This window comes from Paenibacillus thiaminolyticus, from assembly GCF_003591545.1.
In the GTDB taxonomy this organism is placed as follows: domain Bacteria; phylum Bacillota; class Bacilli; order Paenibacillales; family Paenibacillaceae; genus Paenibacillus_B; species Paenibacillus_B thiaminolyticus_A.
In genome coordinates this window covers 83,196-97,841 of record NZ_QYZD01000006.1, presented here as the reverse complement: position 1 = coordinate 97,841, position 14,646 = coordinate 83,196, and the positions used below count along the sequence as shown (strand labels likewise).

Annotated in this window: 13 protein-coding genes; all 13 read right to left on the bottom strand. The window is 55.5% G+C overall.

Going from position 1 to position 14,646, the window contains the following annotated elements; all coding sequences use genetic code 11:
* Window positions 1-119: 119 nt before the first annotated feature.
* Window positions 120-1,415: an asparagine--tRNA ligase gene (asnS, locus tag DQX05_RS09470; RefSeq protein ID WP_119792978.1), complete on the bottom strand. Its 1,296-nt coding sequence runs from the start codon at window positions 1,413-1,415 to the stop codon at window positions 120-122.
* Window positions 1,416-1,429: 14 nt separating this feature from the next.
* Window positions 1,430-2,641, bottom strand: coding sequence for an acetate kinase (locus tag DQX05_RS09465; RefSeq protein WP_119792976.1), 1,212 nt, complete (start codon window positions 2,639-2,641; stop codon window positions 1,430-1,432).
* Window positions 2,638-3,510: a 3-hydroxyacyl-CoA dehydrogenase family protein gene (locus DQX05_RS09460; protein ID WP_119792974.1), complete on the bottom strand. Its 873-nt coding sequence runs from the start codon at window positions 3,508-3,510 to the stop codon at window positions 2,638-2,640. Before DQX05_RS09460 ends, DQX05_RS09465 begins: the two co-directional genes overlap by 4 nt.
* Window positions 3,511-3,654: 144 nt before the next feature.
* On the bottom strand, window positions 3,655-5,160 hold the full coding sequence (locus DQX05_RS09455; RefSeq protein ID WP_119792973.1) for an AAA family ATPase: 1,506 nt from the start codon (window positions 5,158-5,160) through the stop codon (window positions 3,655-3,657).
* A complete protein-coding gene (locus DQX05_RS09450; protein WP_119792971.1) occupies window positions 5,129-5,695 on the bottom strand; it encodes a quinolinate synthase in 567 nt (188 codons plus the stop codon). The genes DQX05_RS09455 and DQX05_RS09450 overlap by 32 nt, the downstream gene beginning before the upstream one ends.
* A gap of 296 nt (window positions 5,696-5,991) precedes the next feature.
* Window positions 5,992-6,513 carry a DUF5590 domain-containing protein gene (locus DQX05_RS09445; protein WP_119792969.1) on the bottom strand — a complete coding sequence of 174 codons (522 nt, stop codon included), beginning with the start codon at window positions 6,511-6,513 and terminating at the stop codon, window positions 5,992-5,994.
* A gap of 12 nt (window positions 6,514-6,525) precedes the next feature.
* Window positions 6,526-7,836 (bottom strand): amidohydrolase, encoded by a 1,311-nt coding sequence (locus DQX05_RS09440; protein ID WP_119792967.1) that lies wholly within the window; start codon window positions 7,834-7,836, stop codon window positions 6,526-6,528.
* Window positions 7,833-8,480 carry a redox-sensing transcriptional repressor Rex gene (locus DQX05_RS09435; RefSeq protein ID WP_119792965.1) on the bottom strand — a complete coding sequence of 216 codons (648 nt, stop codon included), beginning with the start codon at window positions 8,478-8,480 and terminating at the stop codon, window positions 7,833-7,835. The genes DQX05_RS09440 and DQX05_RS09435 overlap by 4 nt, the downstream gene beginning before the upstream one ends.
* A gap of 35 nt (window positions 8,481-8,515) precedes the next feature.
* Window positions 8,516-11,371, bottom strand: a complete 2,856-nt coding sequence (dinG, locus tag DQX05_RS09430; RefSeq protein WP_119792963.1) for an ATP-dependent DNA helicase DinG — start codon at window positions 11,369-11,371, stop codon at window positions 8,516-8,518.
* A gap of 115 nt (window positions 11,372-11,486) precedes the next feature.
* Window positions 11,487-12,119, bottom strand: a complete 633-nt coding sequence (locus DQX05_RS09425; protein ID WP_119792961.1) for a tetratricopeptide repeat protein — start codon at window positions 12,117-12,119, stop codon at window positions 11,487-11,489.
* A 194-nt stretch (window positions 12,120-12,313) separates the two neighbouring features.
* Complete coding sequence (gene panD, locus DQX05_RS09420) at window positions 12,314-12,700, bottom strand: aspartate 1-decarboxylase (RefSeq protein WP_119792959.1); 387 nt, start codon at window positions 12,698-12,700, stop codon at window positions 12,314-12,316.
* Window positions 12,685-13,596: a pantoate--beta-alanine ligase gene (gene panC, locus DQX05_RS09415; protein ID WP_119792958.1), complete on the bottom strand. Its 912-nt coding sequence runs from the start codon at window positions 13,594-13,596 to the stop codon at window positions 12,685-12,687. The genes panD and panC overlap by 16 nt, the downstream gene beginning before the upstream one ends.
* Window positions 13,593-14,474, bottom strand: coding sequence for a 3-methyl-2-oxobutanoate hydroxymethyltransferase (gene panB / locus DQX05_RS09410; protein ID WP_119792956.1), 882 nt, complete (start codon window positions 14,472-14,474; stop codon window positions 13,593-13,595). The genes panC and panB overlap by 4 nt, the downstream gene beginning before the upstream one ends.
* Window positions 14,475-14,646: the final 172 nt, after the last annotated feature.

Genomic DNA, 14,646 nt, shown 5'->3' with positions numbered 1-14,646 from the left:
CAAAAAATTCATGAACTTGTGTAAGAGTAATCCCGTATCACCGAAGCGATACGGGATAATATGCTAGCTATCAGGCCGTGCCTAGCGGCGCCATGCGGCGCTGCGCAGCAAACAGACCGTTATGGATACAGACGGTACAACAGGCGCGGGAACGGAATCGTCTCCCGAACGTGCTCAAGCCCGCAAATCCACGCCACTGTGCGCTCCAGTCCAAGACCGAAGCCGGAATGAGGCACAGAACCGTATTTTCTCAAGTCAAGATACCACTGATACGCTTCGTCGGACAGCTCATGCTCGCGGAAGCGCTCCTGCATCAGCTCCGGATCGTCGATCCGCTGCGAGCCGCCGATAATCTCGCCGTAGCCTTCCGGCGCGATCATGTCGGCGCAGAGCACGACTTCCGGACGGTTCGGATCCGGCTTCATGTAGAATGCCTTGAGCGATGTCGGGTAATGCGTAATGAACACCGGCGTCTCGTATTTCTCGGCGATCGCCGTCTCATGCGGCGCTCCGAAGTCTTCACCCCACGGAATGTCGTGGCCTTGCTCCTGTAAAAACTGAATCGCTTCATCATACGTGATGCGCGGGAACGGACCTGTGACCTTCTCCAGCTTCGAGACATCCCGTCCCAGCGTATCGAGCTCGGCGCGGCAGTTCTTCAGCACGGACTGCACGATATGGGCTACGAATTGCTCCTGCACCCGCAGGTTCTCTTCATGATCGACGAAGGCCATCTCCGGCTCGATCATCCAGAACTCGATCAGGTGGCGTCGGGTCTTCGATTTCTCGGCGCGGAACGTCGGGCCGAACGAGTAAACCTTGTTCAGCGCCATCGCCGCAGCTTCCATGTAGAGCTGTCCGCTCTGGGTCAGGAACGCGTCTTCTTCGAAATATTTCGTATGGAACAGCTCCGTCGTGCCTTCACAGGAGGAAGGCGTCAAGATCGGTGGATCGACCAGCGTAAAGCCATGCTCGTCGAAAAATTGCTGCACCGCGCGAATAATCTCGGCGCGAATCGTCAGGATGGCGCGCTGTCTTGGCGCCCGCAGCCACAAATGGCGGTGATCCATCAGGAAGTCGACCCCATGCTCCTTCGGCGTAATCGGATAATCCTCCGTTAACTGGATGATCTCGACTCCGGTTACCGTCATTTCATAGCCGGACTTGGAGCGCGGCTCTTCCCGAACGATCCCTGTAAAATATAAAGAACTCTCCTGTGTCAAGCTCTTGGCCGCTTCCCATACCTCTTCCGGCACTTCACTCTTCACGACGACACCTTGGATGAACCCGGTGCCGTCCCGCAGCTGCAGAAATTGAATCTTGCCGCTGGAGCGTTTGTTATGCAGCCAGCCGCCGATGCGAACTTCTTCGCCCACATGGCGGTTGACATCACGGATGACACATGTGGTCGTCATCATTCGTCTCTCCCTTACGATTGTTTGGATTGTTGAACCAATCGATACGTATCGCGGGCAATCATCAGCTCTTCATTGGTCGGAATGACGAATACGTCCACCTTCGAATTCGGCGTCGAGATACGGCGCGGTTCCTTCGAACGCACCTTGTTCAGCTCCCGATCAATCTCTACGCCGAGGAACGTGAGCTTCTCGCATACATGCTGGCGAATGACGACCGAGTTCTCGCCGACGCCGGCGGTAAACACGATCGCATCCACGCCGTCCATCGCAGCCGCATAGGACCCGATATACTTGCGCATGCGGTACGTGTACATCTCGAACGCCAGCGTCGAATTCGGTTCGCCTGCTTCCATTCCGTCCGTAATCTCGCGCATATCGCTGGATACGCCGGAGATCGCGAGCAGCCCGCTATGCTTGTTCAGCATCGAATTGACTTCATTGACCGTCAGGTCTTCCTTCATCATCGTGAACGGAACGACCGCAGGGTCCAGGTCGCCGCTGCGCGTACCCATCATCAGGCCTTCAAGCGGCGTCATCCCCATCGACGTATCGACCGAGATGCCACCCTCGACCGCCGTCAGGCTGGCCCCGTTCCCGATATGGCACGTGATGATTTTCAGCTCTTCCAGCGGGCGGTCCACCAGCTCGGCCGCGCGCTTGCTGACATAATCATGCGATGTGCCGTGGAAGCCGTAGCGGCGGATTTTATGCTTTTTGTACAGCACTTTTGGAATGGCGTACATGTACGCTTTCTCTGGCATCGTCTGGTGGAAAGCCGTATCGAAGACAACGGATTGCGGCACGTTCGGAATATTCACCTCTACGGCCTTGATCCCCATCATATGGGCCGGATTATGCAGCGGCGCCAGATCGAACAAGCGACGAATCTCGGCTTTGACCTCCGAATCGACCAGTACCGAATTTTTGAACGATTCACCGCCATGCACGACGCGATGGCCGACCGCATCGATCTCGTCGGTCGACTTCAGAACGCCGACTTCCGCATCGGTCAACTTGTCCAATACTTTGCGGATTGCCGTCGTGTGATCAAGAATCTCGCTGACTTCCGTGATCTCTTCCGTATGATGCGGCTCATGCACGAGGATGGAAGAATCCATCCCGATACGCTCTACCCGGCCTGCCGCCAACACTGACTCGTCCGTCATATCGTACAGTTGATATTTAAGCGAGGAGCTTCCCGCGTTGATTACGAGTATTTTCATAGTCGATCCCCATCCTTATCATACTTGAAAAATCCGACGCCCGTCTTCACACCAAGGTGGCCGGCTCGCACCATCTTTTTCAACAATACGGACGGACGATATTTGATATCGCCGAATTCGCGGAACATGCGTTCCAACGCCGCCAATACCGAATCCAGACCGAAGCGGTCCGCCATTTCCAAAGGCCCATATTGGAAATTGTATCCGATACGCATCGCGTTGTCGATATCTTCTGGCGAAGCGACGCCTTCCTGAAGCACATGAAGAGCCTCGTTGATGAGAATGCAGCTAACGCGCGTCGTCACGAATCCCGGAGATTCATAGACCATAACGCCTTTCTTCTGCACAACCTCTTCGACGAAGCGCTTCGTTTCGTTAAATGTAGCGTCCGAAGTCTTCAGCCCGCGGATAATCTCCACAAGCTCAACCTTCGAGACGGGATAAATAAAGTGCATGCCGATAACCCGTTCCGGATATTTCGTCTTGCTGGCCAGCTCGGTTAACGACAATGTAGATGTATTGCTTGCCAGAATAATATTGCCTGGGCAAACGCGATCCAATTCAGCAAAGACTTGCTTCTTCGCTTCCAAATCCTCCGAGATCGTCTCAATGACCAATTCACAAGATCCCAATTCCGCCAAATGCGTCACTTTATGTATGCGGGACAGGATCAATTTTTTCTCCGCCTGGGTAATTGCCCATTTCTCCAATTGTTTGTCCAGACTCGCTTCAATCATCGAGTAGGCATGATCCAGCTTCTCTGTCGACTTTTCCACCAACAGCACGTCCAAGCCTTTAACAGCAAGCATTTCCGCAATGCCTTGGCCCATAGTACCGCCGCCGATGACGCCGATTTTCTTGAAAAACATGGTTTCTTCCACCTTTCCTCCATCTATGCTCTGTATAGTGTACCCGATAACAGGCATTCGTTATCAGTGCACAGGGATCTTAATCTATCATAACATGAATCCTGCATATAAAAAGAAAAACCCAGCGTGATTTCACGCTGGGAATTACTGCCTGTCACATAATAGACACCGGAATTGCTCTCCGCTCAGATTTTCCTGGCTCAAAAGCTGGTGCAAAATGCGCTCAAAGGCAGGCTTGCGCTCGCCCAGCAGCGCGTGCGTACGCTGAAAGAGCTGCTCCATAATGACTTGCGACTGCCGGGTCAAGGCTTCAGGCGACACCTGCTTCAAGCGGACGATGCCCAGCTCCGTCAGGCCCGCATTGACCATCGTGTCGACGATGTTCAGCGCCTGATCGAAGTCGCCTTGCGAGCCGGTGCTGCGGTTGCCGTAAAAGATCTCCTCGGCCACGGCTCCGCCCAGCGCAATCATAATCTGTTCCTCCAGGAACGGCTTCGTGTACAGATAACGCTCTTCCTGCGGCTGATGACGGACATACCCAAGCGCCTGTCCCCTTGGGCTGAGCGCCACCTGGGATACGCTGCCGGGTCGGACCACTTCCGCCATAATCGCGTGGCCCAACTCGTGGATCGCGACGCGCCGGCGCTCTTCCTGATTCGTCTCCCGGTCGATCTTCTCGCCCATCATCACTTTATCGATCGCTTGGGAGAAATGGTTCGTCGTAATGACATCCGACTCATCCCGCATCGCATAGATTGCGCCTTCATTCAAGACGCTCTCCAACTGCGCCCCGGAGAAGCTGAACGTCTCGTCGGCGATCCGCTCCAGATCGACGTCATCGGCCAGCGGCTTATTGACGGCGTGAAGCTTCAGAATATGAAGCCGCCCCTTTTTATCGGGGAGATCGACCTGAATATGGCGGTCGAACCGTCCCGGGCGAAGAAGGGCGCTGTCCAGCATCTCCTTGCGGTTCGTCGCGGCCATAACGAGAATGCGCGGGCTCATGTCGGCATACAGCCCGTCCATCTCCGTCAGGAGCTGGTTCAGCGTCTGATCGTACTCTCGCTGCTGTCCACCCTCCCGCTTCCCGCCGATGACATCGATCTCGTCGATGAAGATGACGGCGTTCTGCTTCTTCTCCTTGGCTGCCCGCTGCCGGGCCTGCTTGAACAGCTCGCGCACGCGGCCGGCTCCGACGCCGACGAACATCTCTACGAACTCACTCCCCGCGACGCCGATGAAAACGGCATCGGCATAATGCGCCGCCGCTTTGGCCATCAGCGTCTTCCCTGTCCCCGGAGGCCCGGTTAGCAGGATGCCCTTGAGCGGACGGATCCCGAACTTCCGGATCTCATCCGGGCGAACAAGGAAATCGAGCGCTTCAATTAATTCATTCTTCGCCCGTTCCTGGCCGCCAATCTGCTCGAAGCTTAACGGGGCTACGTCCGCCTTGCGCGAATCGCTGCGGGCGCCTCCGTTCGTCACTCCGGCGCCGCCGCCCCGCTTAACGGCATAAGAGAGCACAATTAATACAACGGCTGCCAACACGATAGGAAGGATATTCACGCCACGAAAAGCGAGGAAGATGACGATCGAAATCGCCGCTCCGATAGCCGCCTCAGGCCAGCGGATCGACAGTCTGTTCTTCATGCGGCCACACCCCCATTGCGGTTCCGTCCAGCGGCAAGAGCATCGTCTTGCTGCCTTGCTTGTCCTTCAGTTGAATATAGACATACTGGTTATCCATCTCCGTCACGACTTCCAGGTCTGGCTGGTTCGTCTTCAGCTCCTGCAGCTTCTTCGGAATATCGCTGTAATTCTGGTGAACCATCGCCTGAGCTACATCGAACAGCGCCTGCGACCACCATTTGTCAATCGATGGCGTACTGTTCTCATTGATATATTCAATCTGCACTTTTTTACCTTTGGCATACGGTGCAATATCGGTATTCAGCTTCTGCACCACTTCCCGAATATCGGCGTTCGGATCGGCCTGAATTTGAATGCTAAGCGTATCCGAATGCCAATCTACCTGATACTTCGTAATCGCGGCATGCTGCCGCATAACGCGATCTACGGGCTGTTGCACATACTTTGTCTGATATACGGCCCACCCGCCGAATAAAATACCGCCGGTCAGCAGCATAATAAGCAGGGTCGGCACAATGCGAATGTTCTTCGTCATGCCACGAAAACCCCTTTCTATTCCTGTATATCGCTGAAAATTGCAGGCTGGACATGTTGCTGGCGTGCAGACGATATCATCTGCTTTGGCTGACATACGGTGCTAAATGTGTGCAAGTCATACTTTTTATCTATCAGTTCACGACATACAATAGTATATCATAGATGATATACGATTTCGGAATGTAAAGTGTTCCATGACTGCCAGCACAGCAAAAAGCACCGCCTCCCCTCAGCGGCGATAACACGCTGAAGGAAGCGGTGCGGAATGGAAGGGCAGGTCCAAGCTGCCCTTGGCTATTGATTGGGCAATCCATAGATCTCGCCGACGGGAGAACCGTCGTAGAAGGAATAAAACTGATAAAAATACCGGCGAGTCCCTTGCTCATCCTTACGCTGGACGAAGGCTTGCCACACATATTGATTATCTTTGTATCCGGGCAGCAGCCGGACGATGCGGGCATCCGGATACGCCTGATGAATATTGGCCTTCACCGTGGCCTTATCCACGCTGTCGGCTACCTGGATCGAGGTGACCCGATCGGGAAATACCCATACCCAGACGGCCTTCTCTTCCTGGTTGATCCCATTAATAACATAGACGACTTCTTCCCATATACTCTTGTCGATGCCGTTAACCTCGGTCAACGGAATCTCTTGCTGCGCGCGCTGCAGGATCTCTGCTTCTTTCACCCGCTCATCGGAATAAATGTAATTGACGTACATTACCAAGGCGACAATGAATAGGATAAGCACGAGGAACGCCAGCACGGCGATGAACCACCGGTTGCGGCGGCGGCGACTGCGGCTTCTGGCCATGCGCTCCTCCCGTCAGCGCTCGAGCAGGCGCTCGAAGCACCGCCCGGCTTCATAGAGAATGCGCTCTTCGTCCAAGGTCAGGCACTGGCCGTCCTTGATCACTTGACGCCCGTCGACCCATACATGGGCGACGTCTTTGGCGGAAGCGGAATAGATCATATGCGAGACGAAGTCGGTATGCGGCACGAAATGCGGCTGGTTCACATTGACCGCCACGATATCCGCCTTCATGCCGGCTTCCAGCAGACCCAGCTTCTCCGCCCGGATCGTCTGCGCTCCGTACAGCGTGCCCATACGCATCGCTTCGGCCGCTGGCACCGCCGTCGGATCGCCGGTTACGCCCTTATGGATCAGCGCCGCCAAGCGCATCTCTTCGAACATATCCAGGTTGTTGTTGCTTGCCGGCCCGTCGGTTCCAAGCGACACGGTTACTCCGGCGCGCAGCAGCTCCGGAACCCGCGCCACGCCGGAAGCCAGCTTCAGATTGCTGCCCGGATTATGGGAGACGGCCACGTCATGGCGAGCCAATACTTCGATCTCCTCATCGGTCAGATGAACGCCGTGCGCTACGAAGGAAGGGCGCGAGAAGAAGCCGAGCTTCTCCAGATGAGCGACGGGACGTAGCCCATAGTCCGCGACATTCTGGGCGACTTCCGCCGCGGTCTCCGACATATGCGTATGGAGCGGAAGATCGAGATCATGCGCCGCCAGCACGAACTTCTCGATGAAGCCCGGTGGGCATGTATACGGAGCGTGCGGAGCGAGCATCGTCGTAATGCGGCCGTCCGCCTTGCCTTGCCAATCGCGGGCGAATTGAACGGCTTCCTGCAGCTTCGCTGCCTGCACGTCTTCCGGGCATAGGCCGATGGCGCCACGCATCAGGCAGGCGCGCATGCCGGACTCCTCGACGACCTTGGCCACCTCATCCATATGGTCATACATATCGACGAATGTCGTCGTCCCGCCTTTCAGCATTTCCAGAACGGAGAGCGCCGTTCCCCAACGGACATCCTCTGCAGTGAATTTCGCTTCCATCGGCCACATTTTCTCTTGCAGCCACGTCTGGAGCACCATGTCATCGCCATAACCGCGCAGCAGCGACATTGCCGCATGGCCGTGGGTATTAATGAGCCCCGGCATGAAGAACAGTCCCTTGCCGTCGATCCGCACCGCGTCGGGCGTATCATGCTCTTGCGGCAAATGTTCTCCCACATAGACAATCATGTCATTTTCAATGACCATCGTACCATTAACCGCCGTGCGCTCCGCGCCTGGGCGCAGCGACGCAAAGGTCCCGTTACTAATAATAAGTTTCGTCGTCATTCTACCGGAGCTTCCTTTCTCTCATCGGATAAATAATAGGCCAGACTGAACATGTCCGTCGTAAAATCGGCCGTATGCACCCGCACATGAGGCGGAACGCGAAGAATAACCGGAGCGAAGTTCAAGATTGCCTCCACTCCTGCGTCAACGAATTGCTCCGCGACAGGCTGCGCCTCCGAGGCGGGTACGGTGATGATCCCGATGCGGATTTTATGTTCGCGGACGGTGTCCGCCAGCTCGCTCATCGGCTGTACGCGCAGATTATTGATCTCGGTGCCTACTTTCGACTCTAGCTCGTCGAATACAGCCACAATCCGCATATTGTCCTTCATATATGCCGTATAGTTGCACAATGCATGGCCCAGCTTACCCGCTCCGACGAGACCGACATTAATAATCTGATCCAGCTTCAGTATATGGCGGATTTGTTGAATCAGGTAAGAGACGTCATACCCAATTCCTTTGCGTCCAAAATCGCCGAAATATGCCAAGTCTTTGCGAATCTGGGCGGGATTGAGGTCCAGCTTCTGACCCAAATCCTGTGAAGAAACCGTCAGAACCTCTCGCTGCTTCAGTTCCATCAGATGACGTAAATAAACCGGCAGTCTGCGAACGACAGCTTCTGATATTTTCAACGTTTTCATACCTATTTCGTTGCCCCCTCATCGCTCTTACACGCCTATTTTTCGTGCTCGCTTAACCACGCTTCGATTCTGGGCACCAGCTGCACATTAGCCATGTGCTCCATCTTCGGCCCAGGAAGCGAATATAAGAAATGTTTGCCGTAGCTCGTCTCAATGACCCGTGTATCGTACACGATGACGATGCCTTTGTCCTGAGCGGTCCGCACAAGGCGTCCGAAGCCTTGCTTGAAGCGGATAACTGCCTGCGGAACCGAATACTTGCGGAACGGGTTCTGCTTTTGACGCTTCAGCCGGTCGCATTTGGCTTCGACGAGCGGATGGTTCGGCGGCTGGAATGGCAGCCGGACAATGCCGAGACAGGTCAGCGCGTCGCCAGGAATGTCGACCCCTTCCCAGAAGCTGCTCGTACCGAGCAGCACGGAGGCCGGCTGCTCCCGGAAGCGGCGCGTCAGCTTGCTGCGGTTCCCGCTGTCGATGCCTTGGCCCAGCACCTGAATGCCGCTCGCGCTCAGCGCCTCCTTCAGCGGCTCGTATACATCCCGGAGCATGCGATACGAGGTGAACAGGACGAGCATTCTGCCGCGCGTAACGAGCGCCACATCCCCAATCGATTTCGCGAGCGTCTGATTGAAGACCGCATCGGACGCTCCTTTGACGCTGGGGAAATCGCGCGGAATAACAACCAGTGCCTGCTCCCGGTAATTGAACGGGGAAGGCAGAATGACCGTATGCAGCCTGCCGTCGTTGGCGGCCTCCGTCAGCCCGATTTGCTCCTGCACGAACTGGAAGGACTTATCTACGGACAATGTGGCCGAAGTGAGGATGACGCTCTTCTTCGGCTCGAAGAAATAACGGTTCAGCGCCTCGCTCACGTCAACCGGCACGGCATACATCTGCAGCGATTTGAATTTGAACTGCGTGTTGCCCTCCATCCAGTAGACCGTCTCCGGATCCGTTCCTTGCATGAACAGCCGGAAATCGTCGCGGACCAGCCCTACATCCTTCAGAAGCCCGCTAATATCGACGATGACGCCCTCCAGTTCGTCGTCATCGGCCTCTTTCCACTCATTGACCAGCTTCTCGCCCGAGCGCACAATATCGCTGAGACGGGTGTGAATCGATTGCTCCAGCTCCACCGCTTCGGGCCAGCCTTCGGGGCGTTCGCCCGCCGGAAGGCGAAGCACCGTCTGCCCGCCCTCGAATTGTCCGGCTTCCCCGGAAGGAAGCAGCTGATACAGCATGTCATGCAGCCGATCCCATTGCTCCTTTACGTCGACGATCTGCTGCAGCAGCTTGTCGATCCCTTCGGCCCAGATAAGCGCTTTCTCATGGCCTGACAACCGGAGTCGCTGTTGAAGCACGACAAGAGCGCCGCTCTTGCTGTCTTTGAACAGCCGGGTGAGCGGGTGAATGAGTGAAAAATATTGCAAATTCGTCCCCAAGTGCTTGCCGGCCGTCTCCTCGAAATGATGCGCCTCGTCAACGACGAGATGCTCATAACCCGGCAACAGCCGATGGTCCGCCATCACGTCGGTAAATAATAACGAATGGTTCGTAATGACGATATCGGAGAGGTTCGCATTATTTTTCGCCCGGTGATAGAAGCAGCGGCGGAACCAAGGGCAGGAACGGTTCAGGCAGGAATCACTGTCGCTGGATACCGAATCCCAGAACTCGGGCCCTTTGTGAACGAGATGAAGCTCCTCGTCATCTCCATGCTCCGTCCGGCTAAGCCATACGAGCAGCTGCGCTGCTGTAATGCTGTCATCTCTTGCGTGAACGAACTCTCTGTTACTTATTTTATGTTCAAATTTACGCAAACACAAATAGTGACTGCGTCCTTTTAGTATCGATACCTTGAACGAAAAAGGAACAATCTGCTCCAGAAGCGGCACATCGCGCTGTCTCAGCTGCTCCTGCAGATTGATCGTATGGGTGCTGACGACCACTTTCTTCTCATGAAGAACGCTCTGATACAGGGCCGGAAGCAAATAACCGAGCGACTTGCCGGTTCCCGTCCCGGCTTCAATCAGCAGATGCTTGTCCTGATCGAGACATTCCATCACTTCGTTGAACATCTGCTCCTGTGAGGCGCGTGGCTCGTAATGATCCAGCATCGCTTCCATCCGCTGCTTCACTTCATCCAGAAAGTGTCGGAACGACTTGCCTGACAGCGGATTATCTGCGGACGCGTCGCGAGGCGGCGGTGTGTCGGTCCAATCGTCCTGTTTGAGCATTAATTGACGGTGGGGGAAATAGCCTTCATCCTCCCAACTTGCCATATTGCGTTCCCGTTCAGTTAGCTTCTCCGCCAGGAGCCACTTCAAATCCCGCTCCTCGTGATCCCCGAACACATCGACGATGCCTTGCAGCGTAAGCAGAGGCAGATCATCTATAGCTTCCATGCACTGGCGGAAGATGTCCGCCGTTGCAAGCGCATCGCTGTCCGCCTGATGCGGCCTCTTATGGGCAATGCCGAAATCATGAGCTACGGAGCCTAGCTGATAGGAAGGAAGCGAAGGGAACAAAATGCGAAGCAGCTCAATCGTGTCCAATATCCTTCCGGTGAACGGCAAATAACCGGTCTGCTCCAGCGCTTGGCGCAAATATTGGTAATCGAAGCCGACATTGTGGCCAACCAGGACCACATCACTCAGCAGCGGCACCATCCCGGTCATGGCCTCGTCCAGATCTGGGGCATCCAGAACATCCCCGTCGGAGATGCCGGTAAGATTCGTAATGAATTCGGGTATGCTTACCGTCGGACGGACCAGGGTGTGGTATTGTTGTTCTACGTTCAGATCATGCCCCAGAACGACAAGGCCAATCTGTATAATTTCATCGCTGGGCTGATTGCCCGTCGTCTCAAAATCCAACACAGCAAATCTCATTATCTGTTAATTCCTCTCACCGTTACTGTTCTTAGCATAACAGATGATCGGCCATTTGGAAATGCACAGAGGGAAACATCTGTGCGCATTTTTACGTACAGGTTTCCCTCTCTGGTTACGGCATGTGAATCCACTCACCGCCATATTGCAAATGATCGCCATCCGACAGACACGCTTTCAAGTTCAAAACAGGTTCTGGCAGTGAAGGATCAAGCAGGTGCGCTTTGCTGAAGTATTCCTTCGCTTTGGAAAGATCCCGCTGCTCGGCGCTGATGCACCCCAAGGCATTGTAAGCGATCGCTTTGAGGCATTTGCTCTCGGTCAGAGGAATGATGAGTTGAAAATGATGTCCCGCTTCCTGATTCCGGCCCAGATGCAAATAACTCATGGCCAAATAAATGCGGCTGTCGATATGGTCCGGCCTTATCGATGCCGCCGCTTCCAAATGCTTGAGGGCTTCATCATACATCATCAGCATGTAGTATCCCTGACCTCGCTGGAACGGATCCGTAAAATCGGGCAATGTCGGCTGCGGCTGCGCCTCGATCATGTCATTTGGACTGTGCGGACGCAGCGAGGCGAGCTTCTCCTCGAACCGGAGCCACTCCTCCACGATGTAATCGCTCATGGTGGACAGCACCTTCAATTGCCGGTCCAATTCCTGCTTGCGCTCTCCCGCCGCTTGGGGATACTGGCGAATTAACTCATCCAGCACTTCATTCATCGTCGCGAATACTTGTTGCAGCACGATTCCATCCCACCTTTACGAGTGATGCGTATCGTCGTCATAACGGATCTACGTTCATTGTGTGTTAAGGGGGTGGATTTCATTCCGTGCTCCAACGTTTACCCAACGGAGCCTGGCGCTGTCAAGAGCTTGGACTTGTCCAGTATGAAGCGTACCGTTGTTCGCTGTGTTGCCGACGGGCCTTATCGAACCAATTACTTGATCGTCGCGTGGGCTTCCGTGCCGTTCATCAATTCGACAGGCTTGTTGTCCCCATCCACGAATACGATCTTCGGCGTATAGGAACGCGCTTCTTCGTCGGTCATCGACGCATATGAAATAATAATGACGTTGTCTCCGGGCTGGACTAGGCGTGCCGCCGCCCCGTTCAAGCAGATGACCCCAGAATGGCGCGGTCCCGGAATGACGTAAGTTTCCAGACGGGCGCCGTTGTAATTATTGACAATCTGCACCTTCTCATTGGCCCAAATGTCGGCGCATTCCATCAGATGCTCGTCGATCGTAATGCTGCCCACATAATTCAAGTTAGCCTCCGTCACCGTCGCACGGTGAATTTTCGATTTCATCATTTCACGGAACATAAGCGTCCTCCTTGGTGGCTGAACAGCCGGTTGTCGATTAAGCGAGTTCGCCCGAAGCGGACCGCCAGCGCGATAAGCACGTCGCTCCCTGCATTGCCGACCGCTTCATCGGAAGGCAGCGCCTGCAGCGCCGGGAACGTCAATATGTCAACGTAATCAATGTCCGCCAGCGGCGCTTTGCCGATAACCTGGCGGATGCGTGACTTTATTTCTTCCGCCGTGAACGCCGGTTCTTCCCGAAGCCATTCCTCTGCCATGCGGAGCGAGCGGGATAAGCCAAGCGCCTGCTCGCGCTCCTCGCCGCTCAGGTACACATTGCGCGAGCTGAGCGCGAGTCCGTCCGCTTCCCGCACAATCGGGCAAGGGACGATTGCGACATCGAAGTTCAGATCGTCCACCATCTGTTGAATGACAGCGACCTGCTGCGCGTCCTTCATACCGAAGTATGCCCGATCGGGCTTGACGATATGGAACAGCTTCGCGACGACGGTCGTCACCCCGTCGAAATGACCCGGGCGGGACGCGCCGCACAGCGGCTCGGTCACTTCGCGCACATGAATCGTCGTCTTCGTCGGCTGCGGATACATTTCCTCCGGGGACGGCACAAAGACGATATCGATGCCAAGCGAAGCGGCAAGCTTCAGATCCCGCTCCTCATCGCGCGGATATTGGGCCAGATCTTCGTTCGGCCCGAATTGAATCGGATTCACGAAGATGCTCAGCACCGTGACCGCGCACTGCTCCTTCGCTTGCCGCATCAGACTGGCATGGCCTTCGTGAAGATAGCCCATCGTCGGGACGAATCCGACCTTCGCCCGTTCCGATTGCTGTTCCGCTTCCTGCCGGAGCCTGCGGACCGCAGCCCGCAGCTCGGCGATGGTCCGAACGGTGATCATCGGACATCCTCCCCTTCCCGGCCGGCATGCCCGTACAATTGGACCTGCACTTCTTCATCAGCCGTGAACGAATGGCCTTCTGCCGGGTAGGCTCCCGTCTTCACCTCTTGCACATAAGCGCCGATCCCCTCTTGAATCATGGCGCCAATATCGGCATAGGTTTTCACGAACCGCTTCTCGCGGTAATCCGCCGTATAACGCAGCATATCGTGGAAGACGAGCACTTGGCCGTCGCAGCCCGCACCCGCCCCGATGCCGATCGTCGGAATCGAGAGCCGCTCGGTAATATAAGCCGCCACCTGCGCCGTTACCAGCTCAAGCACGATCGCGAAGGCGCCGGCCTTCTCCAGTGCCAGCGCATCCTCCAGCAGACGGTTCGCATCCTCCGCCGTCTTGCCTTGAATGCGGTAGCCGCCGATCTGATGCACCGACTGCGGCGTCAAGCCGATATGCCCGAGGACGGGCACCCCTGCTTGCACGCACGCTTCGACCGTGGCGGCGATTTCCTTGCCGCCCTCCATTTTGACCGCATGGGCATGGCCTTCCTGCATGATGCGGCGGACGCCGGCCAGCGTGTCCGCAATGCTGCCGTGATATGTCATGAACGGCATATCTGTCACGATGAAGGTGCGGGACGCGCCGCGCCGTACGGCGCGCGAATGATACACCATATCGTCGAGCGTGACCGGCAGCGTCGAGTCATAGCCGAGCACGACGTTGCCGAGGGAATCGCCGACGAGAATCAAATCGACGCCGGCCGCTTCCGCCAGTTGAGCCGACGGGTAATCATACGCCGTCACCATGGCCAGCTTTTCCCCGCGCCCCTTCATCGCCTTCATTTTCACAATGCTTAACGGTTGTGTTGCCATCTCGTACATCCATCTCCTTTTGTAGAGGCTGCTCATTAAGTTCCGCTTTATCGCGGAATCTTGTGGAACACAGACCCTTCGAGGTCGGCCTCCTTTTTGTTGTTCGGCCTCGTTCCTTCTCTTTAGTGTGCGCAAAACAAAAAAACCTTTCAGCATATCCTGCTAAAAAGGTCACCAAAGA

Excerpts from the sequence above, each read along its gene's own strand:
- DQX05_RS09465 (WP_119792976.1), bottom strand. The coding sequence starts at position 2,641 with ATGAAAATACTCGTAATCAACGCGGGAAGCTCCTCGCTTAAATATCAA.
- panD (WP_119792959.1), bottom strand. The coding sequence starts at position 12,700 with ATGTTCCGTGAAATGATGAAATCGAAAATTCACCGTGCGACGGTGACG.
- DQX05_RS09445 (WP_119792969.1), bottom strand. The coding sequence starts at position 6,513 with ATGGCCAGAAGCCGCAGTCGCCGCCGCCGCAACCGGTGGTTCATCGCC.
- DQX05_RS09450 (WP_119792971.1), bottom strand. The coding sequence starts at position 5,695 with ATGACGAAGAACATTCGCATTGTGCCGACCCTGCTTATTATGCTGCTG.
- panC (WP_119792958.1), bottom strand. The coding sequence starts at position 13,596 with ATGATCACCGTTCGGACCATCGCCGAGCTGCGGGCTGCGGTCCGCAGG.
- DQX05_RS09460 (WP_119792974.1), bottom strand. The coding sequence starts at position 3,510 with ATGTTTTTCAAGAAAATCGGCGTCATCGGCGGCGGTACTATGGGCCAA.
- panB (WP_119792956.1), bottom strand. The coding sequence starts at position 14,474 with ATGTACGAGATGGCAACACAACCGTTAAGCATTGTGAAAATGAAGGCG.
- dinG (WP_119792963.1), bottom strand. The coding sequence starts at position 11,371 with ATGAGATTTGCTGTGTTGGATTTTGAGACGACGGGCAATCAGCCCAGC.
- DQX05_RS09440 (WP_119792967.1), bottom strand. The coding sequence starts at position 7,836 with ATGACGACGAAACTTATTATTAGTAACGGGACCTTTGCGTCGCTGCGC.
- DQX05_RS09435 (WP_119792965.1), bottom strand. The coding sequence starts at position 8,480 with ATGAAAACGTTGAAAATATCAGAAGCTGTCGTTCGCAGACTGCCGGTT.
- DQX05_RS09455 (WP_119792973.1), bottom strand. The coding sequence starts at position 5,160 with ATGAAGAACAGACTGTCGATCCGCTGGCCTGAGGCGGCTATCGGAGCG.
- asnS (WP_119792978.1), bottom strand. The coding sequence starts at position 1,415 with ATGACGACCACATGTGTCATCCGTGATGTCAACCGCCATGTGGGCGAA.